This window comes from Kocuria tytonicola, assembly GCF_003687175.1.
Classification (GTDB): domain Bacteria; phylum Actinomycetota; class Actinomycetes; order Actinomycetales; family Micrococcaceae; genus Kocuria; species Kocuria tytonicola.
The window spans coordinates 113,746-137,627 of the sequence record NZ_RDEX01000002.1 but is presented as its reverse complement, the minus strand read 5'-3'; the positions used below and the strand labels follow the sequence as shown (position 1 = coordinate 137,627).

Here is a 23,882-nt window from a genome sequence, read left to right as displayed (position 1 = left end):
CCGGGTGGACTCCCTAATTACACGCGTGTAAGTCCGTGGGAGTCAAGCCGAGTATCCTGGGCTTCCCGGCGTCACCGGCGTGCCGCCCGTGACTCCGGGGTTCGGTCACTTACCCTAAGGAGTTTCCGCGTGGGACGCACACCGAGAGACCTTGCCCAGGCCCTGGGGACCATCGCTCGGCGCCCCACCCCGGCGCTGGTCTGGCGCGACGGCCCGGAGCGCGTGGAGCTCTCCGGACGCGTCCTGGTGAACTGGGTGGAGAAGGCCGCGGGTCTGCTCGTGGACGAGCTGGACGTCACCGCCTCGGACCTGGTGACCGTGTCCCCCGTCCCGCACTGGCGCCTCGTGGTCATTGCCCTCGCGGCACTGCGGGCGGGCGCCCGCGTGGAGTTCACGCACCACCCCGAGCCCGATTCCGTGGTGCACGCCCAGCTGGAGACCGCCCCGGACGACGACGCCGCCGCGCAGCTCCTGCTGGTGGTCGCCGAACCGGCCCTCGCGTTCGCGTGCGCCGGCCCCCTGCCGGACGGCGCGGTGGACTTCTGCGACGAGGCCCGCGGGATGCCGGACGTGTACTCGGGCTTCGAGTCCCCCGATCCCACCGAGGGCGCGCTGGCCTCGGGCGTTGCCCACGGAACCCTCCTGGACGCCGCGGTCGACGCCGCGCAGGGCTCCGGTGCGCGCACCGTCCACCTCCCTCTCACCGAGGGCTGGGGTGACGCCGAGCTGCTGCGTCTGCTGGGAACCGTGGCGGGGGGTGGTGCGGTGCTGCTCACCGCGCGGCCCGAGGACGCCACGCCCGAGGTGCTGGCCCAGGAACAGGCGGACGCCTAGCTCCACGCAGCGGCCGGACATCTGGCACCGCGGGGGATGGCGCCTGCTCGGGGCGGATCCTCAGGAAGCGCGGCGGACGTCGTCGTCGTCCGTGCCGCGGGGCGCGCGGCGCTCGGGGTTCTCGTCGCGCGCGTGCACCACCGGCATCTGGCCGGTGACGAAGGCGAACTCCTCGTCCGGGCTGTCCGCGAACTCCGGGTCCTGATCCAGCTCGGTCCTGAACACCCAGAAGCGGTACGCGAAGTAGCGGAACACGGTGCCCAGGATGGTGCCGATGATCGTGCCGGAGATGAACGAGGCCGTGGCGGAGGTCAGCCCCAGGATGTAGTAGCTCACCCCGAGGCACCCGAGCTCGATGGCCATCCCGATGCCGTTGGCCACGAGGAACTGGACGAGCTCCTTCTTCTTGTCGTCCTGGCGCTTGTCCCGGAAGGTCCACATCCGGTTGGCGATCCACGAGAAGACGATGGCCACCACGGTCGCCACGACCTTGGCCTTGATGTGGCTGTCCGCGAAGTACGGGGTGTGCATGAGCAGCCACACGATGGAGGCGTTGATGCCGAACGCGGCCGCTCCCACGAGCCCGAACTTGGTGAGCTCCTTGACGAACAGCTCCCACAGGGCGTGTGCGCGATCAACCAGGGTGTTCAAGGAATCGGTCTCCATCTGCTGATCGGTTGAGGGCCCGGGGCCGCGGTCGCCGGCGCGTCCACGGTGACGGGCGGACCGGGCAACGGCGGCTGCCCGCGCGAAGCACGGCTCGTGCTGCAGAGCATCGTACTCCCACGTGACTGGGCGTCCGCTGTGACGATAGCCTGGGGCGGTGAACTCTCCTGTGACCGGTCCTGTCATCGGCGTGGTGGGCGGCGGCCAGCTGGCCCGCATGATGGCCCCCGCCGCCACCGCACTCGGCGTGGAGCTGCGGGTCCTGGCCGAGGGCCCGGACGTCAGCGCGGTGGCCGCCGTGGCCACGGCACCCACCGGCGACTACACGGACCTGGCCACGCTGCAGCGCTTCGCCGCGGACGTGGATGTCCTCACCTTCGACCACGAGCACGTGCCCACCGAGCACCTGCGAGCCCTCGAGGCCCACGGTGTGGCGGTGCGTCCCGGCCCCGCAGCCCTCGAGCACGCGCAGGACAAGCTCGTGATGCGGCGCGCCGTGGAGACCCTGGGGCTGCCCAACCCGCGCTGGGCCGAGGTGCACTCCCCCGAGGAGCTGGTGGCGTTCGGCGAGCGCGTGGGCTGGCCCGTGGTCCTGAAGACGCCGCGGGGCGGCTACGACGGCAAGGGCGTGCTGAAACTCGAGGGACCCGGGGATGCCGGACGCGGAACCGCCGCGCAGTGGTTCGAGCGCGCGGCCGCCGGAACGGACCGGGGCCTGCTCGCGGAGGAGGCCGTGCCCTTCCGCCGGGAGCTCTCCGCCATGGTGGCCCGCCGCCCCTCCGGTGAGACTGCGGCGTGGCCCGTGGTGGAGTCCATCCAGGTGGACGGCGTGTGCGACGAGGTGATCGCCCCCGCCCCGGACCTGGATCCGCAGGTGGAGCGCGCCGCGCGCGGGGCCGCGGTCCGCCTGGCCCAGGAGCTGGGCGTCACGGGTGTGATGGCCGTGGAACTGTTCGAGGTCCCCGGGACCGAGGAGGGTTTCGCGGTCAACGAGCTGGCCATGCGCCCCCACAACTCCGGGCACTGGAGCATGGACGGCGCCGTGACCGGGCAGTTCGAGCAGCACCTGCGGGCCGTCCTGGACTGGCCCCTGGGGAGCACGGACCCGGTGGCCGGTGCCGCGGTCATGAAGAACATTCTGGGTGGGGAGAACCCGGACCTGTTCGCGGCGTACCCGCAGGCCATGGCGGCCGAGCCCCGCGCGAAGCTCCACACGTACGGCAAGTCCGTGCGCCCTGGGCGCAAGATCGGCCACGTGAACGCGGTGGGCGGCGCGGACGAGGTGCAGCGGCTGCGTCGGATCGCCACACGCACCGCGGGCATCCTGCGCGACGGTGAGGACCGCGACCTGCCGCTCAACGACCGCCGGACGGACGCACCGTGGGGCGCCGTGCCGCACCACCAGAGCGAGTCCCCCCTCGTGGGCCTCGTGATGGGCTCGGACTCCGACTGGGCCACCATGCGCGCCGCCGCCGAGGCCCTGGAGGAGCTCGGGATCCCGTACGAGGCGGACGTGGTCTCCGCCCACCGGATGCCTGCCGAGATGTTGGAGTACGGCCGCACCGCGCACGAGCGGGGGCTGCGCGTGGTGATCGCCGGCGCCGGGGGTGCCGCGCACCTTCCGGGAATGCTGGCCTCCGTGACGCCTCTGCCGGTGATCGGCGTGCCCGTGGCGCTGCAGACCCTGGACGGAATGGACTCCCTGCTCTCGATCGTGCAGATGCCCGCGGGTGTCCCCGTGGCCACGGTGTCGATCAACGGTGCGCGCAACGCCGGCCTGCTGGCCGCCCGTGTGCTCGGTTCCGCACCGGGCACCTCGGCACGCGAGCTGCGGGAGCGCCTGGAGGGCTTCGCCGCGGAGCTGTCCGAGGCGGCACACCGCAAGGGCTCCAGCCTGCGCAAGACCGTGGAGCACGGGGCCACCGCCCAGGACTGAGCGCCCCCCCCCCCGACCCGGGCGGTGGGAGCGCCCGCGACCTGCGAGCTGTCCACCCCGGACAGACCGACGGTGCCGTTCCGCCCGCGCCCGTTTTGCCCGGGCGGCGTCCGCACCTGCTGGGGCCGCCACGCCGTTGAGAACGCCCCCCGGCACGGCGCTGCCCCGACGAGCTCCCGGGTGCTGCCCGCCCCCGTCGACCTGCCCGAGCGACCCGCTTTCAGGGGGTCCCGGGCCGGAGGGGGCACAATGTACGGGTCGGGTTCCGCCCCCAGCCGCCGGAAACCGACCCGGTGGGAGCGCCGCCGAGCACCCACCGCAGCACCGACTTCCCCTGCCGCACGGAGTTTCACGTGAACGGATCCACCGACCGCCCCCGCGGCGACGACGCCCGCCCCTCCGCCACCCGCGCCTACGACGAGCTGCCAGAGGTGGTCCCCTCGGCCGCCGGAACCGGGGAACCCTCCGCGGGCGCCACGGCGGCGCGCCACCCGGACGAGGGCCCGCGCCGCTCCCGCTCCCGTGTGGGCGATCCGCTCTCCCATCCGCGGTTCGCCGCGCCCGGGACCCGCACCAAGCGGGCCTGGTGGCTGCTGGGGGCCACGCTCCTGGTGCCCGGCTCCGCGCAGCTCGTGGCCGGGCGCCGCAGCATCGGCCGGATCGCCGTGCGGATCACCGCCGCGGTCTGGGCGGCACTCGTCCTCGCCCTGGTGCTCTGGTTCGTGTGGCGCACCGCGCTGATCTGGCTGCTCACCAGCTCCATCACCTCCGCCGTGCTCATGGTGGTCCTCGTGGCCCTCGCCATCGGCTGGGTGGTGCTGTGGTTCGACACCCTGCGCCTCATCCGGCCGGGCCTGCTCGGCACCGGGATGAAGCGGGCGGTGATCGTCGTGACCGTGCTCGCCATGCTCGTCACCGGTGGTGGGCTCGGCTACGCCGCCCACCTGGTCTCGGTGGCGCGCGGTGCGATCTCCCACACCTTTGCGGGCGGCCTGCCGTTCGCCCCCTCCGAGGGCCGCTACAACATCCTGCTCATGGGCGGGGACGCCGGCGAGGACCGGGAGGGCCGGCGGCCGGACTCCATGACGGTGCTCAGCGTGGACGCGTCCTCCGGGCAGACCGTGACCGTCTCCATCCCCCGCAACCTGCAGAACGTCCCCTTCCCCTCCGGCTCGCCCATGAGCACCGTCTACCCGGAGGGCTTCAACTGCGGTGACGAGTGCATCATGAACGCCATCTACACGGACGTGATGCAGAACCACAAGGACCTCTACGAGGGTGTCGCGGACCCGGGGGCCCAGGCCACCAAGGAGGCCGCCGAGGGTGTGACGGGGCTGAAGATCCAGGCGTACGCCCTGATCGACATGGACGGCTTCGCCTCGCTCGTGGACGCCCTGGGCGGGATCGACCTGAACGTGGGCGGGCGGGTCCCCATGGGCGGGGGCACCAACCTGGACACGGGTGAGAAGAACCCCATCCTGGGCTGGATCGAGCCGGGCACCCAGCACATGGACGGCTACCACGCCCTCTGGTACGCCCGCTCCCGTGAGGGCGCCACGGACTACGACCGCCAGGCCCGGCAGCGCTGCGTGCAGGCCGCCATGCTCGCCCAGCTGGACCCCGTCACGGTGGTCACCAAGTTCGACGACCTCGCGCGGTCCGGGCAACAGATCCTGGAGACGGACATCCCGCAGTCCTCGATCGGCTCCATGGTCTCCGTGGCCACCAAGGCCCAGCACCACGAGCTGCAGTCCTACGCGGCGGGCCCGCCCTACTACGACCAGTCCTTCCCCACCTACCCCGACTACGCGCGGTTCCAGTCGGATCTCGCGGACGTCCTCAAGAAGGCCGACGGCGCCCAGGCGGCCTCATCGTCCGGCGGAACCGCGGCGTCGTCGTCCGCGGCCGCGGCCCACGCTTCCGGGGCGGCGCCCGCGGGCGGGGTGTCCGTGCTCGGCAGCGGGCCGGGCATCGGGACCGCCGCGGTGGTCCCGGCCGCGCTCACGGCGCCCGCGGGTCTCAAGCTTCCCGCCGAGGAGCAGCTGTCCCCGAACGGGACGTGCTCCCTACCGCAGTGACGTCCCCCGGCAGCAGCGCGTGACGGGGGCGGCGCTCCGTGCAGGGTGACCCGGGTCCCACCGGGAGACACCCCGCGCATCGGTACAGTGGGGGCGTGGCGAATATCCTGCAGTCCCCCGAGTGGGCACAGTTCCAGCAGAGCATCGGACACCGGGTCCTCCAGGCCGAGGGCCCGGGGTGGCGCTACCTGGCGACCGTCGAGGGCGGACGCACCGGGCGCTACCTGTACTGCCCGTACGGGCCGGAGGCCGAGTCCCCCGACGCGTTCGACCGGGCGCTGGCGGACCTCGTGGCACGCGCCCGGCAGGAGCGCTGCTGGTTCGTGCGGGTGGAGCCCGTCAACGGCCACCCCGCGAGCGGGTCGGAGAGCGCCGAGGAGTCCCTGCGGCGCCGCGGCATGCGCCGCTCCCCGCGCCAGGTGCAGCCGGGGCACACCCAGGTGGTGGACCTGCGCAAGGACGCCAAGGACCTGCTCAAGGACATGAAGTCCACCAACCGCAACCTCTACCGCAACATCCACAAGAAGGGTGTGAGCATCGAGCGCTCGCAGGACCCGCAGGACGTGCGGTTCCTGCTGTCGTTCCTGGACGACACCGCCAGACGCCGGAACTTCAACCGTCAGCAGGACGACTACCTGCGGGCCGCGGCCGAGTCCCTCATGCCGGTGGGCGCCGCGAGCCTGTACCTCGCGAAGCTCCACGGCGAGCCCATTGCGGCGTCGCTCGTGTACGACTCCGGGGACACCCGCACCTACGCCCACGCGGCCATGGACCAGGAGCACCGCAGGCTCTCCGCGGGCATCCCCCTGGTGGTCACCATGATCATGGAGGCCAAGGAGAAGGGACTCACGTGGTTCGACCTCTTCGGCACCGCCCCGGAGGAGGCGGGACCCGAGCACGAGTGGTACGGGTTCACGTCCTTCAAGAAGTCCTTCGGCGGGCAGCCCGTGTCCTACCCCGGCACGTGGGACCTCCCGGTCTCCCGCGCGGGCTACGCCGCCTACACCGGTGCCCGGGCGGCCCGCGAGGGACTGTCCACCGCACGCACGAGGGCGCGCGAGCTGCGCACCCGGCTGCGGGAGCGCCGCACGGCGGAGGCAGCGGCATGACGCGCACAGCACTGGTCACCGGAGCCACGGGCGGCATCGGCCGGGCCTTCACCCGTGCCCTGCACGAGCGCGGCTACTCACTGGTCCTCACGGGCCGCAGCGAGGAGAAGCTCACCGAGCTCTCCGACGCGGTCACGGGCGGCACCGCGCGCGTGGTGGCCGCGGACCTCGGCACGCAGGAGGGCATCGACGCGCTCTCCGCGTGGCTGAGCACCGAGCCCGTGGACCTGCTGGTGAACAACGCCGGCTTCGGCAGCCACGGGGAGTTCGCGCGGCTGGAACTGGACCGGGAGCTCGAGGAGCTCACCGTGAACGTCCGAGCGCTCATGACGCTCACGCACACCGCGCTGCGCTCCATGACGGCCGCCGGGCACGGGGCGATCGTCAACATCGCGTCCGTGGCCGCGTTCCAGCCGCTGCCGTCCATGGCCACGTACAGCGCGACCAAGGCGTTCGTGGACCGGTTCACGCTGGCGGTGGGTGTGGAGGCCCGCAAGCACGGCGTGCACGTGCTGAGCGTGTGCCCCGGGCCCGTGGACACGGACTTCTTCGCGGTCGCGGACGCCTCGGCCATTGACACGGGCCGTTCCGCGAGGCCGGACGACCTGGTGGCGGCCGCCCTCTCCGCGCTGGACCGCGGGCGCCCCCGGGTGGTCTTCCCGCGCGTCTATCACGCCCTGGAGCGTGTGGCCGGGCTGCTGCCGCAGCCACTCGTCGCGCGCGCGGCCAACCTGGTCTCCGGCCGGGACTAGCCGCCGCGGCAGCGGTTCCGCCCGCAGCGCGCGGACCCGGCGGCCCCCGGACCCGGTCCGGGGGCCGCCGGGGTCACCAGCGTGCGGCGTCCCGCACGGCGGCCCTGCCCTCGGCCACGGCTCGCCGCACGAGCGCCACGGCGGGCCGCTCCGCACGGCGTGCCGCGGCTCGATCCGTGGACGACGCCGCGTGGCCCCCGTCCACGCCGCCCACCTGCTCGGTGGCCACCCGCTCCGTGGCCGCCACGGGAGCCGCCGCGGTCTCCTCGGCACGTCCCGGTGCCGGAACCCCGGTGCTCCTCCCCTGCTTCCTCGTGCGCGGGGGCTCCTGCGCGGTCGAACGGGCGAATGTCCTCGCGCTGCGGCGCCTGCCTCCCGCGCCCGGCGTCCTGCCGTGCCGCGACTGCTCGCCCGGCGCCGCGGTCACGTCCGAGGGCTCGGCGCTCACGGCTTCCGGAGCACTGTCGCCCGGACGGGCGAGATCCGGATCCACATCCACGGTGGGAGCGATCGGGGTGACCGTGGCGAGGTCATCGTGCGGGGCCTCGCGCTCCGGACGTCCGCCAGGCGTGCCGCTCGTCGTGCGCTGGCCGGACGGGTCGCCCGGGGCCGCGCCACTGTCCCGCATGCCGCCGAAAGCCTCAGCGGTTGCCGTGGCGACACCATGCTCCGCGGCCGCGGTCCCGCGATCCACGTCCTCGGCGGCCCGGTCCGAGGGGGCGCTCTGGTTCGAGGGGGCACCCGAGGTCTGCGGCGGGTGGGAGGCGGGGTCCGGCGTCGTCGTGGCGGTGTGCTCGGAACTCTGCGGCAGCAGCTCCTCCGCCGCGGCCCCGCGCCTGGTGCGGCGGCGGAAGAAGCGCCGACGGGCCTTCTCCGCGCGCCCGGCCACCTGGAACTCCCCCACCAGCGGGTACTCCCACGTGCCGAGCACCTCGTGGTCCTCGGTGGCGAGCTCGCGCAGCACCATGGGCTGGCCCGGCTGGTCGGGATCACCCGCGAGAACCTTGTGGACCTGGCGCTGCTGGAGCTGGACGAGGCCCGTGAGCAGCAGGGCGTCGTCCACCCCCAGCTGACGGGCACGGTCCGTGAAACCCAGGCGGTAGACCATGGCGGACTCGCCGGTGTGCACGAACCAGAGGTAGCCCAGCGCGGACTCGGAGCCGTCCTCGGCGTGCTCGGTGGCCACCAGGAACACCGAGTTCTCCCCCACGGCGCGCAGCAGCTCACGGATGTGCTGGGTGCGCAGGCCCACGTGGCACAGGTCCCGGTCCGCGGCGTTCACGCGGCGGACCCGCACCCCGGAGTCGCGCAGCCCCGCGCGGCAGCGCTGCAGCGTCTCGCTGGAAAGTCGTTTCGAGAGCTCACCCTCCGTCTCGCCCAGGCGCACCACCAGGTGGCGGGGACCGGCCTCGCCGCGGCGGATCCTGTCCCGCCGCCGGTAGCCGGCCTCGGCGAGCTGCGCCGCGAGCTCGGTGGTGGCGTGGGTGTCGGGGCTCACGCGCAGCACGGCGGCGTCGTGCGCGGTGCGCGCGTGCTCCTGCAGCGCCTCCAGGACGGCCGGCAGGTCTCGGGGGTTCTTCACGTGCAGGGACTTCGCGTCCACCACCGTGTGGCGGTCCTCCGGGTGGACCAGCAGCTGGCCGTACCCCACTGTCTGATCGCCGCGGTCCACGGCCACGCGCTCCACGCTCACCCGGTCCTCGGTGAGGGCCTCGGCGTCGCCGATTCCCCACAGCAGTTCGGGATGCCCGCCCGTGACCCGGACGCGCGCGTCCCAGGTCTTGCGGTTGCCGCACGGGGACACGCTCAACGCCACGGTGTTTCCTCTCCTCAGGCCCTGCACACCGCGCCCCAGCTTAGCCGCGAAAGCAGAACGCGCGTGGCCACCCGGGGCGGGTGGGCACGCGCGTTCGGCGGTGCGGGAACGGCTCAGGCGTGCAGCCGCTCGTACTTCTCCCACTTCTTGGCCAGGTGCTCGGCCTCGACCATGCGCACCGTGCCGGAGCGCGAACGCATCACGATGGACTGGGTGGCGATCGTGCGGCCGCGGTAGCGGACCCCGCGCAGCAGGTCCCCGTCCGTGATGCCGGTGGCCGCGAAGAAGCAGTTGTCGGAGGTGACCAGCTCGTCCGTGGTGAGGATCCGGTCCACGTCCAGCCCGGCGTCCTCGGCCTTCTGGCGCTCGGCCTCGTCCGTGGGAGCGAGCCGACCCTGGATCACGCCACCGGTGGCCTTCACGGCGCACGCGGTCACGATGCCCTCCGGGGTGCCGCCGATGCCCATCATCATGTCCACACCGGTGCCCTCGCGGCACGCGGCGATCGCGCCGGCCACGTCGCCGTCCAGGATCATGCGGGTGCGGGCACCCGTGGCGCGGATCTCCTCCACGAGACCCTGGTGGCGGGGGCGGTCCAGCACGCACACGGTCACCTGGTTGGGCTTGACGCCCTTGGCCTTGGCCACCAGGTGGATGTTCTGCTTCACGGGCAGGCGCAGGTCCACCATGTCCGCGGCCTCGGGGCCCACCACGAGCTTGTCCATGTAGAACACGGCGGAGGGGTCGAACATGGAGCCGCCGTCCGCCACGGCGATCACCGCGAGCGCGTTGTTCATGCCCAGGGCGGTCAGGCGGGTGCCGTCGATGGGGTCCACCGCCACGTCCGAGGCGGGGCCCTCGCCGCTGCCCACCTGCTCACCGTTGAACAGCATGGGGGCCTCGTCCTTCTCGCCCTCGCCGATCACCACGGTGCCGTTGAAGTCCACGGTGGAGAGGAACGAGCGCATGGCGTCCACGGCCGCGCCGTCCGCGCTGTTCTTGTCACCGGCGCCCACCCAGTGGCCGCCCGCGATCGCGGCCGCCTCCGTGACGCGCACCAGTTCCAGCGCCAAGTTCCGGTCCGCCACATTTCCCGAGCCCTGCTGGGTCGTCTCTGCCACGTTGTTCCTCACCTTCGAGTTTCGGCTGCGCCCCGCTCCGCCGCGCACGGGGGCCAGGACGCACTGCCACGGGTGCCCCCAGCATATCCCCGGCCCGGCGTGTTGGGCCGGTCCGCAGGATCACGGCACAATGGTCGGGTGAGTTCCTCTGCTTCCGGGCCGGGCCCCGGCCCCTCCGACGATCCCCGCCCCGCCCCCGGTTCTCCCCCCACCCAGGGCGGCCCTGCTGGGTCCCCGTCCGCCGACGACGCCGCCCCCAGCTCCGCGCGGCCGGGCACCCCGGCGACCGGGACCGCGCGCACCGCAGACAGGGCCGGGACCACCGGGACCACCGGGACCACCGGGACCACCGGGACCACCGGGACCACCGGCCGGGATGGTGCCGCACGCGGCTCCGCGGATGCACGCGCCACGCCGGGAACCGCCGGCACCGGCACAGAGGGTGAGGGCGGCGTCGAGCCCGGTGCCGAGGAGCGGCCCGTCCCGCAGCTGACCAGCAAGCAGGCCTCGCGCATCAACGCGCCGATCCGCGGCATGGTCATCTCCATGGTGGTGCTGATCCTGCTGCTGCTGCCCTTCCTGTGGCTGCAGCCCAAGCCGGACGCCCAGCCGTACCGGGCGCAGGTGGACGTGAGCCAGGAGGCGAAGTTCGCCGGGGACCAGGCACCCTTCGCACCCGCGGCCCCCCGGCTCGGTGAGGGCTGGAGCGCCAACTACGCCCGCTGGACGGAGAAGTCCCAGGAGGGTGTGCCGCTGTGGAACGTGGGATACCTCACCCCCGACTACCACCTGGTGGACATGGCGCAGACCACGGAGTCCAACCCCACGTGGCTCGCGCAGCGCACCGAGCTGATCCCGCAGACCGGGGAGAAGACCCTGGGCGGTGTCACGTGGCACCAGCACCACCGGGACGCGAACGGCAAGCAGGAGGAGTTCACCGCATGGGTCGGTGAACTGGAGGACTCCACCGTGGTGCTCAGCGGCAAGGCCCCCGAGGCGGACTTCGAGCACGTGGCCACGGCGCTGTCCGGCTCCTGACCCCTGCTCCGCACCGGGCTCCCGCCGCCCGCCCGGGCCGGAGCGGGTGAACCCGGAGACCGGTGGGGCCGGAGTTGGTGGACCCGGATTCAGTGGGCTCGGAGTCGGTGGGCCGGGGGATCAGTGGGCTCGGAGTCGGTGTGCCCACGGTGGCATGAGCGGCGTCGTCGTGACCCGGGGGCCGCCCGGCGTGCCGCGCCGTCGTGACCCGCAGCCGGCGCCGGGGCCGTCCTCGCCGTGCCGGCGCGGGTCTACCCTGGAGGCGACGCGGTGCCCACCGGCCCGCGACCTCCTCACCCGTCCAGCACCCTTGGAGTTCCCGCATGAGCACGCAGACCGACGCCGTGGACCACACCCCTCGCACCCCCCTGGAGGCGTGGCGGGCCCTGCAGGACGGCAATGCCCGATTCATCGCCGGGGACACCCTGCACCCGCACCAGGACGCGCAGCGCCGCAAGGACCTCGCGCAGTCCCAGAAGCCGTTCGCGGTGATCTTCGGCTGCTCGGACTCGCGCCTGGCCGCGGAGATCATCTTCGACCTCGGGCTGGGTGACACCTTCGTGATCCGCACCGCCGGGCAGGTGATCGACAACGCCGTGCTGGGCTCCCTGGAGTACGCGATCGAGGTGCTCGGCACGCCGCTCATCATGGTCCTCGGCCACGACTCGTGCGGCGCCGTCACCGCCACCAAGGACTCCGTGGAGTCCGGGCAGCTGCCCCGCGGCTTCCAGCGGGACCTCGTGGAGCGCATCACCCCCTCGGTTCTCGAGGCCAGGCGCGCCGGGGATGCGGACCTGCAGGACATGGTCGTGGAGCACACCAGGCAGACCGCCGCCCGCCTGATGGACCACTCCGCGGCGATCTCGCAGGCCGTCTCCCGCGGGGATGCTGCGGTGATCGGCGTGTTCTACCACCTCGCGGACGGCAAGGCCGAGCTGGTCTACAGCGAGGACCCCGCGTTCCAGAACTCCTGACCCGCCCGGCACGCCGCCGACGTCGCGCGCCCACCTCCGGCACCCCTGCCCCACCACCGGCACCCGCCCCGAGCCCACACCCCGACGGTCACGCTGTGAAGTGGAACAAATGCAGATTCCGCGGTGCGGCTGCGCATTTGCTCCACTTCGCAACGTCTGGCTCCCGTGGACGACGCCGCACGGTCAGGTGACGTCTCCCGCGGCACCGCTGCCGGCTGGTCGGCGACGCCGCAGGGGCACCCGGGCGGGCGGCGTCGTCGTCCGTCACGGGAGGGCGGCTGCGCGGACCCTGCGGGCGCGGTGCGGCGCGGATGCCTACACTGAGAGCCATGGCTGAAAACACCGAGTACCGCATCGAACACGACACCATGGGCGAGGTGCGCGTGCCCAAGAACGCGCTCTACCGTGCGCAGACGCAGCGCGCCGTGGAGAACTTCCCCATCTCCGGCACCACCCTGGAGCGCGAGCACATCCGGGCGCTGGCCCAGGTGAAGAAGGCCGCCGCCACCGCCAACGAGGAGCTGGGGGTGCTGGACGCGCAGCGCGCCCAGGCCATCCGTGACGCCGCGGACGCCGTGGCCGCGGGCGAGTGGGACGACAACTTCCCCATCGACGTGTTCCAGACCGGCTCCGGCACGTCCTCCAACATGAACACCAACGAGGTGCTGGCCACGCTCGCCTCGCGCGCGCTCGAGTCCGCCGGGGTGGAGGTCCACCCCAACGACCACGTGAACGCTTCGCAGTCCTCCAACGACGTGTTCCCCACGTCCGTGCACGTGGCCGTGACCAACGCCCTGATCAACGACCTCAAGCCCGCCATGGAGGTGCTCGCCACCTCCCTGGAGAAGAAGGCCGCGGAGTTCAAGGACGTGGTGAAGTCCGGGCGCACCCACCTGATGGACGCGACCCCCGTGACCCTGGGCCAGGAGTTCGGCGGCTACGCGGCGCAGGTGCGCTACGGCATCGAGCGCATCGACGCCTCCCTGCCGCGCGTGGCCGAGGTCCCGCTGGGCGGCACCGCCGTGGGCACCGGCATCAACACCCCGGACGGCTTCTCGGCGCGCGTGATCGAGCTGCTGGCTGAAGAGACCGGGCTGCCCCTCACGGAGGCCCGCAACCACTTCGAGTCGCAGGCCAACCGCGACGGTCTGGTGGAGGCCTCCGGGCAGCTGCGCAACATCGCGTACTCGTACATGAAGATCATGAACGACATCCGCTGGATGGGCTCCGGGCCCAACACGGGCCTGGGCGAGCTGCACATCCCGGACCTGCAGCCGGGTTCCTCGATCATGCCGGGCAAGGTCAACCCCGTGATCTGCGAGGCGACCATCCAGGTGGCCGCCCAGGTGATCGGCAACGACACCACCGTGGCCCTGTCCTCCACCAACGGCGCGTTCGAGCTCAACGTGGGCATCCCCGTGATGGCGGCGAACCTGCTGGAGTCCATCCGCCTGCTCGCGAACGCCTCACGCGTGGCCGCGGAGAAGATGGTGGACGGGCTGCAGGCGAACGAAGAGCGCTGCACGTTCCTGGCCGAGGCCTCCCCCTCGATCGTGACCCCGCTGAACAAGGCCATCGGCTACGAGGCCGCCGCGAAGATCGCCAAGCACGCCGTGGCCAACAAGGTCACCGTGCGCGAGGCCACCATCGAGCTCGGCTACGTGGACGGTGAGAAGCTCACCGAGGAGCAGCTCGACAAGGCACTGGACGTCACCACCATGACGGGCAGCTACTGAGCACCATCGGCTGATCCGATCCGCCCGAGGAACCCGGTCACCCCCCTCCTGCTGGAGGGGGGGGTGACCGGGTTCTTCGTTCTCGCACGCCGTGGGGCGGGGCACGGCCCACTGTTCCGTTGCCCACAAACCTTTTCTCCCGAAAACACCCGCGGCTAGGCTGGACGGCGAGCACATTCGTCGTGCCCGTCCGGCAACCAGGACCGGCGCGGGCGCAGCATCGGAGGAGACAGCGTGAAGCTCGCAGAGCAGATCATCCAGCAGCTCATCGACGCCGGCGTGGAGCGCATCTACGGTGTGGTGGGCGACAGCCTCAACCCCATCGTGGACGCCGTGCGGCGCACCGGCGGCTCCGCCAAGGGCGGCATCGACTGGGTGCACGTGCGCCACGAGGAGGCCGGGGCGTTCGCGGCGAGCGCCGAGGCCCAGCTGACCGGCAAGCTCGCGGTGTGCGCGGGCTCGTGCGGCCCGGGCAACCTGCACCTGATCAACGGGCTGTACGACGCCAACCGCTCGGGGGCGCCCGTGCTGGCGATCGCGTCCCACATCCCCTCCCAGTACATCGGCTCCGGGTACTTCCAGGAGACGCACCCGGACCGGCTCTTCACCGAGTGCTCCGTGTACTCCGAGCTGGTGAGCACCCCGCAGCAGTCCCCCGCCGTGGTCAGCTCCGCCATCCAGTTCGCCGTCACGAGCCCGGGCGTGTCCGTGGTGACCCTGCCCGGTGACCTCGCGGACTCCGACGTGGCCGCCGAGGCCCGCCCGTACGCGGTCCCGGAGCCCAGCGCCGTCGTCCCCTCGGACGAGACCGTCGAGCGCATGGCGCAGGTGCTGAACTCGGCGAAGAAGGTCGCGCTCTTCGCGGGCATCGGCGTGGCCGGCGCCCACGACGAGGTGATCGCCCTGGCGGACACCCTCAAGGCGCCCGTGGGCCACTCCCTGCGCGGCAAGGACCAGATCCAGTACGACAACCCGTTCGACGTGGGCATGACCGGTCTGCTGGGCTACGGCGCGGCGGCCGAGGGGCTGCACGGCGCCGACGTGATGGTCATGCTCGGCACGGACTTCCCGTACGACCAGTTCCTCCCGGACGTCACCACCATCCAGGTGGACACGGACCCCACGGTGATCGGGCGCCGCACGGGTGTGGACATCCCGGTGCACGGTGACGTGAAGTCCACGATCCTCAAGCTGCTGCCCGAGCTCACGGTCAAGACGGACCGCTCGTTCCTGGACAAGACGCTGGCCAAGCACGACAAGCTCATGAACAAGGCCGTGGGTGCGTACACCCGCAAGGTCGAGAAGATGACGCCCATCCACCCGGAGTACGCGGCGTCCATCCTGGACCGGGTGGCGGCCGAGGACGCCGTGTTCACCGCGGACACCGGCATGTGCAACGTGTGGACCGCCCGCTACATCAACCCGCTCGGCACCCGCCGCATCCTGGGCTCCTACCTGCACGGCTCCATGGCCAACGCCCTCCCGCAGGCCATCGGCGCGCAGGTCGCGGAGCCCGGCCGCCAGGTCATCTCGGTCTCCGGTGACGGCGGGCTGTCCATGCTGATGGGCGAGCTGCTGACCCTTTCGGCCTACAACCTGCCCGTGACCGTGGTGGTCTTCAACAACTCCACGCTCGGGATGGTCAAGCTCGAGATGCTCGTGGACGGGCTGCCGGACTTCGGCGTGGACGTCCCCCAGGCGGACTACGCCGCGATCGCCCGCGCCGTGGGCATCCAGGGCATCCGGGTGGAGAAGCCCAAGGACCTGGAGTCCGCGTTCACCTCTGCGCTCGCGCACCAGGGCCCGTCCCTGGTGGAGGTCATCACCGACCCCAACGCGCTCTCCATCCCGCCGGAGATCAAGAAGGACCAGGTGTTCGGCTTCGCCACGGCCATGTCCCGCATCGTGCTCAACCGCGGCGCCGGCGAGGCCGTCTCGATGGCCCGTTCCAACCTGCGCAACATCCCGCGCGGCTGACACCCCACGGTCGGGTCCCTCCCGGCCACGCCGCAGAACCGTCGACGACGCCGTGGGGCCGCCCCGCGGCGTCGTCGCACGTCCGGAGGCGGAACACTCGGCGAACCCCGCCTAGCGCTCGAATCCCGTACGCCCGGTGAACTCGAGCGCCGCACGCAGCCGCTCGGCCTGGTGCTCCGGCATCGGTGGCAGTTCGTCCAGCGGGTACCACCCGACCTCGAGGGACTCGTCGTCCGCCACCCGTGCCTCCCCGGACACGTAGCTGCACACGAACGTGTGGTCCAGGAACTGGCAGCGGTCCCCGTTGGGGAACTCGACCACTCCCCCGGCCTTGACCCGCACGAGGGCGTCCACGGTGATCTCCACACCCGTCTCCTCCAGGCACTCGCGCCGGGCGGCCACGCCGGGGTCTTCCCCGGGCTCCACGATCCCGGTGATGAGCCCCCAGTTGCCGTTGTCCGCTCGCCGACCCAGCAGCACTTTCCCCTCGTGCAGCACCACGGCGGTGCAGCCGGGCAGCCACAGCAGGTCGTGGCCGATGCTGCGGCGCAGCTGCCGGATGAACTCGGGCGTTGCCATGGGTGCGCTCTCCTCGGGGTGACGGGGGTGGTGGCTGGGCCGGACGGGTGCCCGCGGGAGCGGACCCCGCCCCGCGGGCGCTCACGCGAACGCCACCACGCCCAAGCTTCCCACGATCATGAACGGCCCCAGGGGGATCCGGCTGCTCGCGTCCGCCCGCCGCAGCAGGATGAGTCCCCCGCAGAACACCCCGGCCAGCACGAACGTGAGGGCGGTGGCCACCACGGTGTGGGTGACGGAGGAGAACCCGGTGAGCAGCCCGAGCACTCCGGCCAGCCGCACGTCGCCCATGCCCATGCCGGCGGGGTTCAGCAGCCGCAGCACCAGGAAGATCCCGCCCATGATCGCGAGCCCCCACAGCATCCACCACAGTCGCACGGTGTCGTCGGCCAGCACCGCCGCGGCGCTCAGCAGGGTGGCGGTGACGGGGTAGAGCGGGCGGACCACGGAACCGGGGAGGCGGTGCTCGCGGATGTCGGTGGCCGCGAGCCACACCCCGGAGCAGGCGAGCACCAGCACGGCCAGCGCGCACAGCACGGCCGCGAGGTGGGCGCTCAGCGCCGCGTCCTGCAGGTGGTCCCCCACGAATCCCCCGATGCCCGCCGTGTTGGGCTGCATCATGCGCTCATCGTAGGCACCTCCGGCACACGGACCCACTGTGTGTCAGGGGCTGTGGAGGCCCGCTTCGTAGACTGACCGCATGAGTGCCCCCTGGCAGACCGCGCCCGCCGCCCCGGAGATTCCGCCGGCGGCCTTCGCCGCGCTGTGCCGCTCGTCCCCGTGGCGGTGGCACACTCTGCGGTTCGTGCTCACCTGGGAGGCCGGTGGCTCGGCCGCCGCGGAACCGGTGCGGGCCTGGCTGCGCCGCCCCTCGGACCTGCGCGTGGAGACGCTCGACGGTGTCCTCCGCTACACGACCACCTCCCTGGAGCGCTCCCGGGACGACTTCTACGTGGCGGACACCCCGTCCTCCTGGCTGCTGCCGCCCGCCCTCGTGACGCCCGTGTACGACGACCACGGGCTGGTCACCCGCCGCCCCGAGGCCGCGTACGGGGACCCCGTCTTCGGCGGTGGACGCTGGCAGGCCGTCCTGGACCCCGTGGAGTGCGTGGGCCCCGCGCCCACTCCCCCGTACCTCCCGGAGCAGCGCCCGGCCCGGCTGCGTGCCCTCACGGCCGAGGTGTTTGCGGGCCGTCGGGTCTGGTGCGCCACCGTGGAACCCACGGTGCGCTACCGCGCCGTCACGAGCGGCCACCCGCTCGCCCCCGGTCCCACACGCATCGCGGTGGACCACGCCACGGGGGTGTGCGTGCACTCGCACGTCCTGCGGGGCCCGCACGCCGGTCAGGGGCACCGGCTCGTGATCGAGGGCGTGGACGATTACCAGCTGGACGACCTCTTCACCGCGCACGACCTCGACCTCACGGACGTCTCCCGCCACCTCCCGTGGCCGGTGGCCACCACGTAGGTCCGGCGCACGACGCCGCCGCGCAACGTCCGCGGCGAGCGCGCCTCACACGTCCTGGCGCTCCAGGAGATCGGTGACGAGCGCCGCAATGGGTGAGCGCTCCGAGCGCGTGAGCGTCACGTGACCGAAGAGCCGCTGGCCCTTGAGCGCCTCGACCACCGCCATGATCCCGTCGTGCCGCCCCACCCGGAGGTTGTCCCGCTGGGCGACGTCGTGGGTGAGCACCACCTTGGAGTTCTTCCCGATCCGGGACAGCGCCGTGAGCAGGACGTTGCGCTCCAGGGACTGCGCCTCGTCCACGATCACCCAGGCGTCGTGCAGCGAGCGCCCACGGATGTGCGTGAGCGGCAGCACCTCGAGCATGCCGCGGGCGACGACGTCGTCCACCACGGCCGGTGAGACCACGGCGGAGAGGGTGTCGAAGACCGCCTGGCCCCAGGGGTTCATCTTCTCCTCCTCGGTCCCGGGGAGGAATCCGAGGTCCTGCCCACCCACCGCGTAGAGCGGTCGGAACACCATGATCCTGCGGTGCTCGCGGCGTTCGAGCACGGTCTCCAGACCGGCGCACAGCGCCAGGGCGGACTTTCCGGTTCCGGCGCGTCCGCCGAGGGAGACGATGCCCACCTCGGGGTCCAGCAGCAGGTCGATGGCCAGGCGCTGCTCCGCCGAGCGGCCCTGCACCCCGAAGACGTCCCGGTCCGCGGACACCTCCCGGGCCAGTCCGCTCGTCTCCACGCGGGCGAGTGCGCTGCCTGCTGCGGAGCGCACCACGAGCCCGGTGTTCACCGGCAGGCCCTCCGCGCCCGGCACGTGGGCGCGGCCGTCCTCGTAGAGTCCGGACACGACATCGTCGGGCGCGTCCACGTGGACCACTCCCGTGTACTCGTCGTCGCCGCCGAGCCACTCGGCGCGGTACTCGTCCGCGGCGAGACCCAGTGCGGAGGCCTTGACCCGCATGGGCAGGTCCTTGGAGACCACGCACACGTCCTGTCCCTCCTGCGACAGCGCCGCGGCCACACTGAGGATGCGGGAGTCGTTGTCCTTGAGCCGGAAGCTCTGCGGCAGCACGGTGTCCGCCACGTGGTTGAGCTCCACGGTGAGGCACCCGCCGCCGGGCAGTGCCACGGGCCGGTCCAGTCCCCCGTGCGCGACCCGCAGGTCGTCCAGCAGGCGCAGCGCCTTGCGGGCGAAGTACCCGAGGTCAGGGTCGTGCCGCTTGGCCTCGAGCTCGGTGACCACCACCATGGGCACCACCACGCGGTGCTCAGCGAAGCGCAGCAGCGCCCGCGGGTCGGAGAGCAGCACGGAGGTGTCGATCACGTAGCTGCGCACCCCGGCCGACGCCGCCGCCTCCCGTTCCTGCGCAGGCTCGCCCGTCGGGGTGGCCACGTCAGGAGGAGCAGCGGCGAGGGCGGTGGGGGCGGGAGCCAGGATGGTGTCGCGGCGCATGGAGACCTTCCCACGGGGGTGGTGGGCGACCGGCGCGGTGCCGGGTGGTCTCACGCTAGAACGGGCGATGGAGGGGCGAACGCCCGGGCGGTGAACGCGGCATGAACTTCCGCCTTGCCCGCCGCAGCCGGGGCAGCCCGGGGCCCACGTCCGTACGGGCGAGCGAACCCAAGATCCCCTGGCACGCCCGGCACCCGGACCCGCGGCGTCCGCGGTGGGCTCAGCCGCCGAAACGGCGTTGGCGCCGGGCGTAGTCCCGCAGTGCGCGCAGGAAGTCCACCCGTCGGAAGTCCGGCCACAGGGCCTCGCAGAAGTAGAACTCGCTGTAGGCGGACTGCCACATGAGGAATCCGGAGAGCCGCTGCTCCCCGGAGGTGCGGATCAGCAGGTCCGGGTCCGGCTGACCGCGCGTGTAGAGGTGCGCGGAGATGTCCTCCACGCTCAGCGCTGCCGCGGTCGCGCTGAGCGACTCCCCTCGCTGCTCGGCGTCCTCGAAGACCTCCCGGACGGCGTCCACGATCTCCTGGCGCCCGCCGTAGCCCACCGCGATGTTCAGGTGCGGCCCGGCGTTGGTCTCCGTGCGGCGAGCACTGCACTCGAGCTGCTCCTGCAGCGCCCGCGGCAGGGTGGACAGCGCTCCCACGGGCTGGATCCGGCAGATGCCCTCGTCCTGCAGCTCGCACATGAGGTTGGTGATGATGTCCAGCAGCGCGGTGAGCTCCTCTGCGGGCCTGTTGAGGTTCTCCGTGGAGAGGATGTAGAGCGTGACCACCTGGATGTGGAGCTCGTGGCACCAGCGCAGGAACTCCACGATCTTGCGGGCACCCGCCCGGTGGCCCTCCTCCGTGGTGGCGCCGAACTGCTTGGCCCAGCGCCGGTTGCCGTCCACGAGCACCCCCACGTGGTGCGGCAGCTCGTGAGATCCGAGGGTGCGCGCCAACCGGTGCTCGTAGAAGGAGTACAGCACACGGGGGAGCTTCACGGGGCACCCACACCCTGGGATCGACTCGGGCTGCTCGGATTCATACCCACTAAACTACCCGCAGGGAGGGGGCGATCCGGAAGCGGACCCCGCCCGCCACGGAGACAGTGATGGAAGGCAGTGGAATCCAGAATGAAAGACGACCGCGCGTCGAAGCCCTTCGCTCCCGGCCCGGTGACCGTGGTGCGCCACACCCGCAGGGGCCCGCTCACCGTGGAGAAGAAACCTGCGTGGCGCGGGTGGATCCACGCCGGGTTCAGCCCCTTCGCCACCGCCATGGGCGTGGTGGCCATCGTTCTCGCGCCCACCCTGCAGCTGCGGCTCGCGTGTCTCGTCTACACCATCACCGCCGTGATGCTGTTCGGCACCTCCGCGATCTACCACCGCTTCTACTGGAACGCCCGGATGAACGCGGTGCTGCGACGCCTGGACCACTCCAACATCGCACTCATCATCGCGGGCACGTACACCCCGCTGGCCGTGAGCTTCCTCCCGGACGGGCGGGCAACCGGGCTGCTCGCGGTGATCTGGACGCTGGGCGCACTGCTGGTGGTCTTCCGCGTCTTCTGGCTGGGAGCCCCCCGCTGGCTCTACACGCCCCTGTACGTGGTCATGGGCTGCCTCGCCCTGCTGTACCTGCCGGCGTTCTTCGCGGTGAACGTCCCCGCAACCGTCATGCTGATCTGCGGCGGGGTGGCGTACATCGCGGGGGCGGTCTGCTACGCCACCAAGTGGCCGCGGCTGTGGCCCGCCACGTTCAGCTTCCACGAGGTGTTCCACGCGTGCACGATCGTGGGCTTCGTGTGCCACTACATCTCGATCATGCTGGCGATGTTCGCCTCGTGAGGCTCCCCCGCTGACGGATTGGCGCCGCGCGCTCAGCTCCGCAGCTGCGCCACCGAGTACACCGGCAGCTCGCACACACCGTTGCGGCAGCGCCACACCGTGAACCGCCCGTCCTGCGCCGGGGGCGCGCCGTAGGGTGCCGTGTCCGCGTCCAGGACCAGCCAGTCCAGCACCCGGTGCTTCCCCACTGCCTCCAGCACCTCGTGCCACTGCTGCGGCGTGGCGGCCACGACCTGCAGCAGCTCAGGGGGTTGCGCCTGCGCCAGCACGGCGGAGACCATGCCGCCCGCGGCCGTGGGCGCTTTGAGCACCACGCCGGTGGCCTGGCGGGTCACGGCGGCCACCACGTCGGTGGTGGGGCGTCCCGCGGTCTCGGGGCGGGAGAGGTCCGTGAGCCAGCGTGCGAGCACCGCGGCACCGGACGCGGCGACGTCGTCGAAGGGTTCCGCGCGGCCCGTGGCGCCTGCCGCCGCGAGCACCGGATCCACCCGCGCGGACTCCGCCACGGTGTCTCCCATCACGAACCGCTCCACCGCGGTCTCCGCGAGCGCGCGGCTGCGTTCGTACCAGACTGCCGCCCCGGTGGCGCGGTAGAGCCCGAGCAGCCCGGCTCCGAGGCGCGCGTAGTCCTCGAGCTGCCCCTCGTGCGGGTCCACGACGCCGCCGCGCGAGGTCCGCGCGAGCGTCCCCGTCGCGGGGTCCCGGTGCGTGGCCCACAGGAACCCGGCGGCCGCCTCGGCGAGCTCCGTCCACTCCGGGTGGTCGAGGAGCACACTCGCCTCGGAGAGCGCCGAGAGGGCCATCCCGTTCCACGCCGTGACGACCTTGTCGTCCCGGTGCGGGGCGGGACGAGTCAGACGCCGTTCCCACAGGGCACGGCGCACGGACTCGTCGAGGATCCCGGTGACGGAGCCGGCCTCACCCCACGAGGCCGTGACCGGGACGGGTGCCGAACCGGTGGCGTCCTGGACCGGGCGGGAGAACGTGTAGTACGCCCCCTCCCGCTCGGCCCGGGGCTCGTCGGGGCCGGGATCGCTGTCCGCGTCGAGGGACGCCGCGAACGCGTGCTCGGGCGTGACCATCTCCCGCTCCAGCCACGCGACGAGGGTGGTGGCCGCATGCCGGTAGCGGGCCGCCCGCGCCGGATCGGTCCCCCGCCCCTCCAGCTCGTGCACCGTACGGGCGAGCACCCGCAGCAGCTGGGCGTTGTCGTACAGCATCTTCTCGTAGTGCGGCAGGGACCAGTCCGGGGTCACCGAGTAGCGGAAGAACCCGCCGCCCACGTGGTCCTGCAGCGCTCCCACGACCACCGCGTCCAGCGTGGCGCACAGCAGCTCACGGGCCGCGCGGGAGTTCCCGGTGGAGCGGTCCCCCGGCGCGTCCGGCGCCGCAATCCGGGTGAGAGCGTCCAGCACCGGGGACGGCGGGAACTTGGCCCCGGTCCCGAAACCCTCGTGGGCGACGTCGCGGGCGACCTCCAGGCCGTTCAACCACGTCCCCACCAGCTCGGCCGTGGCGTCCGCGGTGACGGTGCCCGGCTCCGCGACGAGCGCGGGACCGGCGTCCGCCAGCATCCGGTCCACGAGCCCCGGGTGCCGGGACAGGGCTTCGGAGACCTGCCCCGCACCGCGGACCACCTCGTCCCGCCGCTGCGTCCACGCCTCCGTGACGGCCGTCATGACCTGCAGGAAAGAGGGTCGCCCGTGCGCGGGCCGCGGTGGGTAGTAGGTCCCGGCGTGGAAGGCACCGCCGTCCGGGGTGAGGAACACGGTCATGGGCCAGCCGCCCTGCCCTGTGAGCAGCTGCGTGGCCGCCATGTACGTGGAGTCCACGTCCGGGCGCTGCTCGCGGTCCACCTTGACGCAGACGAAGTGCTCGTTCATGTAGGCCGCGGTGTCCGGGGCCTCGAAGGACTCGTGGGCCATCACGTGGCACCAGTGGCACGCGGCGTAGCCCACGGACAGCAGGACGGGCACGTCACGCTCCCCGGCCTGCTCGAAGGCCTCGGGGCAGAACTCCCACCAGTCCACCGGGTTCTCGGCGTGCTGCAGCAGGTACGGACTCGTGGCGCGGGCCAGTCGGTTCGACATGACCCCACGCTCTCACGGCCCACCGACACGCACAGGCGGAACGCGGCCGCCGCCCCGGTGCCATGTGTGCCCCGGGCGCCGGCGGGTCCTCCGGAGGCTAGTCCCCCGGGTGCGAGGACTCGCCGCCACTGCGGGGCGAGCGGGCGGCGTCGTCCGGGGAGGCGGGTGCGACGCCGCTCGGGGGCCGGTCCGCGGCGGCCTGCTCCTCCGCCGCGCGCTGCTCCGCGTACTGGGCGCGGTAGCGCAGGCGGCGGTTGCGACGGTTGAAGTCGATCACGAGCAGGACCACCGCCGCGGTCAGCAGGAAGGTCATCAGGAAGCCGATCAGGCCCGGGGAGACCTGGCTCGGGTCCAGCCCGGGGCGAAGCGTGTTCTCCGGGCTCGGGGCGGGGGTGGCGGCGGTCAGGACGCTCAGCAACGTGGGCACGGGG

Annotated in this window: 20 protein-coding genes and 1 pseudogene; 12 read left to right on the top strand and 9 right to left on the bottom strand. The window is 72.5% G+C overall.

Annotated features, from left to right (window positions below; translation table 11 throughout):
* Positions 1-129 precede the first annotated feature (129 nt).
* Positions 130-834 (top strand): TIGR03089 family protein, encoded by a 705-nt coding sequence (locus EAE32_RS08870; RefSeq protein ID WP_121846793.1) that lies wholly within the window; start codon positions 130-132, stop codon positions 832-834.
* A 60-nt stretch (positions 835-894) separates the two neighbouring features.
* Here the strand turns inward: EAE32_RS08870 and EAE32_RS08865 are convergent, their stop codons facing one another.
* Complete coding sequence (locus tag EAE32_RS08865; protein WP_240625238.1) at positions 895-1,485, bottom strand: GtrA family protein; 591 nt, start codon at positions 1,483-1,485, stop codon at positions 895-897.
* Between the two features lie 232 nt (positions 1,486-1,717).
* Here EAE32_RS08865 and EAE32_RS12185 point away from each other — a divergent pair.
* From EAE32_RS12185 to EAE32_RS08845, 5 genes and pseudogenes are all read left to right on the top strand, one after another.
* A pseudogene (locus EAE32_RS12185) lies at positions 1,718-2,836 on the top strand (5-(carboxyamino)imidazole ribonucleotide synthase); the annotation flags it as partial.
* Positions 2,837-2,932: 96 nt separating this feature from the next.
* Entirely contained in the window at positions 2,933-3,436 is a 504-nt protein-coding gene (purE, locus tag EAE32_RS12180; protein WP_424321741.1) for a 5-(carboxyamino)imidazole ribonucleotide mutase, read from the top strand.
* A gap of 353 nt (positions 3,437-3,789) precedes the next feature.
* The gene (locus EAE32_RS08855) at positions 3,790-5,514 is read left to right on the top strand and encodes an LCP family protein (RefSeq protein WP_121864913.1); all 1,725 of its coding nucleotides are present in this window, start codon (positions 3,790-3,792) and stop codon (positions 5,512-5,514) included.
* 95 nt (positions 5,515-5,609) lie between these two features.
* Complete coding sequence (locus EAE32_RS08850; RefSeq protein ID WP_121846710.1) at positions 5,610-6,623, top strand: lipid II:glycine glycyltransferase FemX; 1,014 nt, start codon at positions 5,610-5,612, stop codon at positions 6,621-6,623.
* Positions 6,620-7,375: an SDR family NAD(P)-dependent oxidoreductase gene (locus EAE32_RS08845; RefSeq protein ID WP_121846711.1), complete on the top strand. Its 756-nt coding sequence runs from the start codon at positions 6,620-6,622 to the stop codon at positions 7,373-7,375. Before EAE32_RS08850 ends, EAE32_RS08845 begins: the two co-directional genes overlap by 4 nt.
* 73 nt (positions 7,376-7,448) lie before the next feature.
* Here EAE32_RS08845 and EAE32_RS08840 read toward each other — a convergent pair whose 3' ends face one another.
* Together EAE32_RS08840 and glpX are read right to left on the bottom strand one after the other, a co-directional pair.
* The gene (locus tag EAE32_RS08840) at positions 7,449-9,191 is read right to left on the bottom strand and encodes a hypothetical protein (protein WP_121864912.1); all 1,743 of its coding nucleotides are present in this window, start codon (positions 9,189-9,191) and stop codon (positions 7,449-7,451) included.
* Positions 9,192-9,304: 113 nt separating this feature from the next.
* On the bottom strand, positions 9,305-10,312 hold the full coding sequence (gene glpX / locus EAE32_RS08835) for a class II fructose-bisphosphatase (RefSeq protein ID WP_121846713.1): 1,008 nt from the start codon (positions 10,310-10,312) through the stop codon (positions 9,305-9,307).
* A 138-nt stretch (positions 10,313-10,450) separates the two neighbouring features.
* Here glpX and EAE32_RS08830 point away from each other — a divergent pair, with 138 nt between their 5' ends.
* The 4 genes from EAE32_RS08830 to EAE32_RS08815 all read left to right on the top strand — a co-directional run bounded on the left by EAE32_RS08830 (position 10,451) and on the right by EAE32_RS08815 (position 16,037).
* Entirely contained in the window at positions 10,451-11,350 is a 900-nt protein-coding gene (locus EAE32_RS08830) for a DUF4245 domain-containing protein (protein ID WP_121864911.1), read from the top strand.
* A gap of 323 nt (positions 11,351-11,673) precedes the next feature.
* Positions 11,674-12,324 (top strand): carbonic anhydrase, encoded by a 651-nt coding sequence (locus EAE32_RS08825; protein WP_121864910.1) that lies wholly within the window; start codon positions 11,674-11,676, stop codon positions 12,322-12,324.
* 329 nt (positions 12,325-12,653) lie between these two features.
* On the top strand, positions 12,654-14,060 hold the full coding sequence (locus EAE32_RS08820) for a class II fumarate hydratase (RefSeq protein WP_121864909.1): 1,407 nt from the start codon (positions 12,654-12,656) through the stop codon (positions 14,058-14,060).
* 234 nt (positions 14,061-14,294) lie between these two features.
* Positions 14,295-16,037 (top strand): pyruvate dehydrogenase, encoded by a 1,743-nt coding sequence (locus EAE32_RS08815; protein WP_121864908.1) that lies wholly within the window; start codon positions 14,295-14,297, stop codon positions 16,035-16,037.
* 111 nt (positions 16,038-16,148) lie between these two features.
* On the opposite strand, the gene EAE32_RS08810 is transcribed toward EAE32_RS08815, so the two are convergent.
* The gene (locus EAE32_RS08810) at positions 16,149-16,616 is read right to left on the bottom strand and encodes an NUDIX hydrolase (protein WP_121864907.1); all 468 of its coding nucleotides are present in this window, start codon (positions 16,614-16,616) and stop codon (positions 16,149-16,151) included.
* An 81-nt stretch (positions 16,617-16,697) separates the two neighbouring features.
* On the bottom strand, positions 16,698-17,237 hold the full coding sequence (locus tag EAE32_RS08805; protein WP_121864906.1) for a prepilin peptidase: 540 nt from the start codon (positions 17,235-17,237) through the stop codon (positions 16,698-16,700).
* Between the two features lie 79 nt (positions 17,238-17,316).
* Here EAE32_RS08805 and EAE32_RS08800 point away from each other — a divergent pair, with 79 nt between their 5' ends.
* Positions 17,317-18,084 (top strand): hypothetical protein, encoded by a 768-nt coding sequence (locus EAE32_RS08800; protein ID WP_121864905.1) that lies wholly within the window; start codon positions 17,317-17,319, stop codon positions 18,082-18,084.
* Between the two features lie 45 nt (positions 18,085-18,129).
* Here EAE32_RS08800 and EAE32_RS08795 read toward each other — a convergent pair whose 3' ends face one another.
* Together EAE32_RS08795 and EAE32_RS08790 are read right to left on the bottom strand one after the other, a co-directional pair.
* On the bottom strand, positions 18,130-19,533 hold the full coding sequence (locus EAE32_RS08795; protein WP_243635660.1) for an RNA 5'-3' helicase PhoH2: 1,404 nt from the start codon (positions 19,531-19,533) through the stop codon (positions 18,130-18,132).
* Positions 19,534-19,753: 220 nt separating this feature from the next.
* Entirely contained in the window at positions 19,754-20,515 is a 762-nt protein-coding gene (locus EAE32_RS08790) for an isoprenyl transferase (protein ID WP_121864904.1), read from the bottom strand.
* Between the two features lie 132 nt (positions 20,516-20,647).
* On the opposite strand from EAE32_RS08790, the gene trhA reads away from it, so the two are divergent.
* Positions 20,648-21,361: a PAQR family membrane homeostasis protein TrhA gene (gene trhA / locus EAE32_RS08785; RefSeq protein ID WP_121864903.1), complete on the top strand. Its 714-nt coding sequence runs from the start codon at positions 20,648-20,650 to the stop codon at positions 21,359-21,361.
* 32 nt (positions 21,362-21,393) lie between these two features.
* Here the strand turns inward: trhA and EAE32_RS08780 are convergent, their stop codons facing one another.
* Both EAE32_RS08780 and EAE32_RS08775 read right to left on the bottom strand, forming a co-directional pair.
* Positions 21,394-23,451: a thioredoxin domain-containing protein gene (locus EAE32_RS08780; RefSeq protein WP_121864902.1), complete on the bottom strand. Its 2,058-nt coding sequence runs from the start codon at positions 23,449-23,451 to the stop codon at positions 21,394-21,396.
* Between the two features lie 97 nt (positions 23,452-23,548).
* Positions 23,549-23,878, bottom strand: coding sequence for a hypothetical protein (locus EAE32_RS08775; protein ID WP_243635659.1), 330 nt, complete (start codon positions 23,876-23,878; stop codon positions 23,549-23,551).
* Positions 23,879-23,882 lie beyond the last annotated feature (4 nt).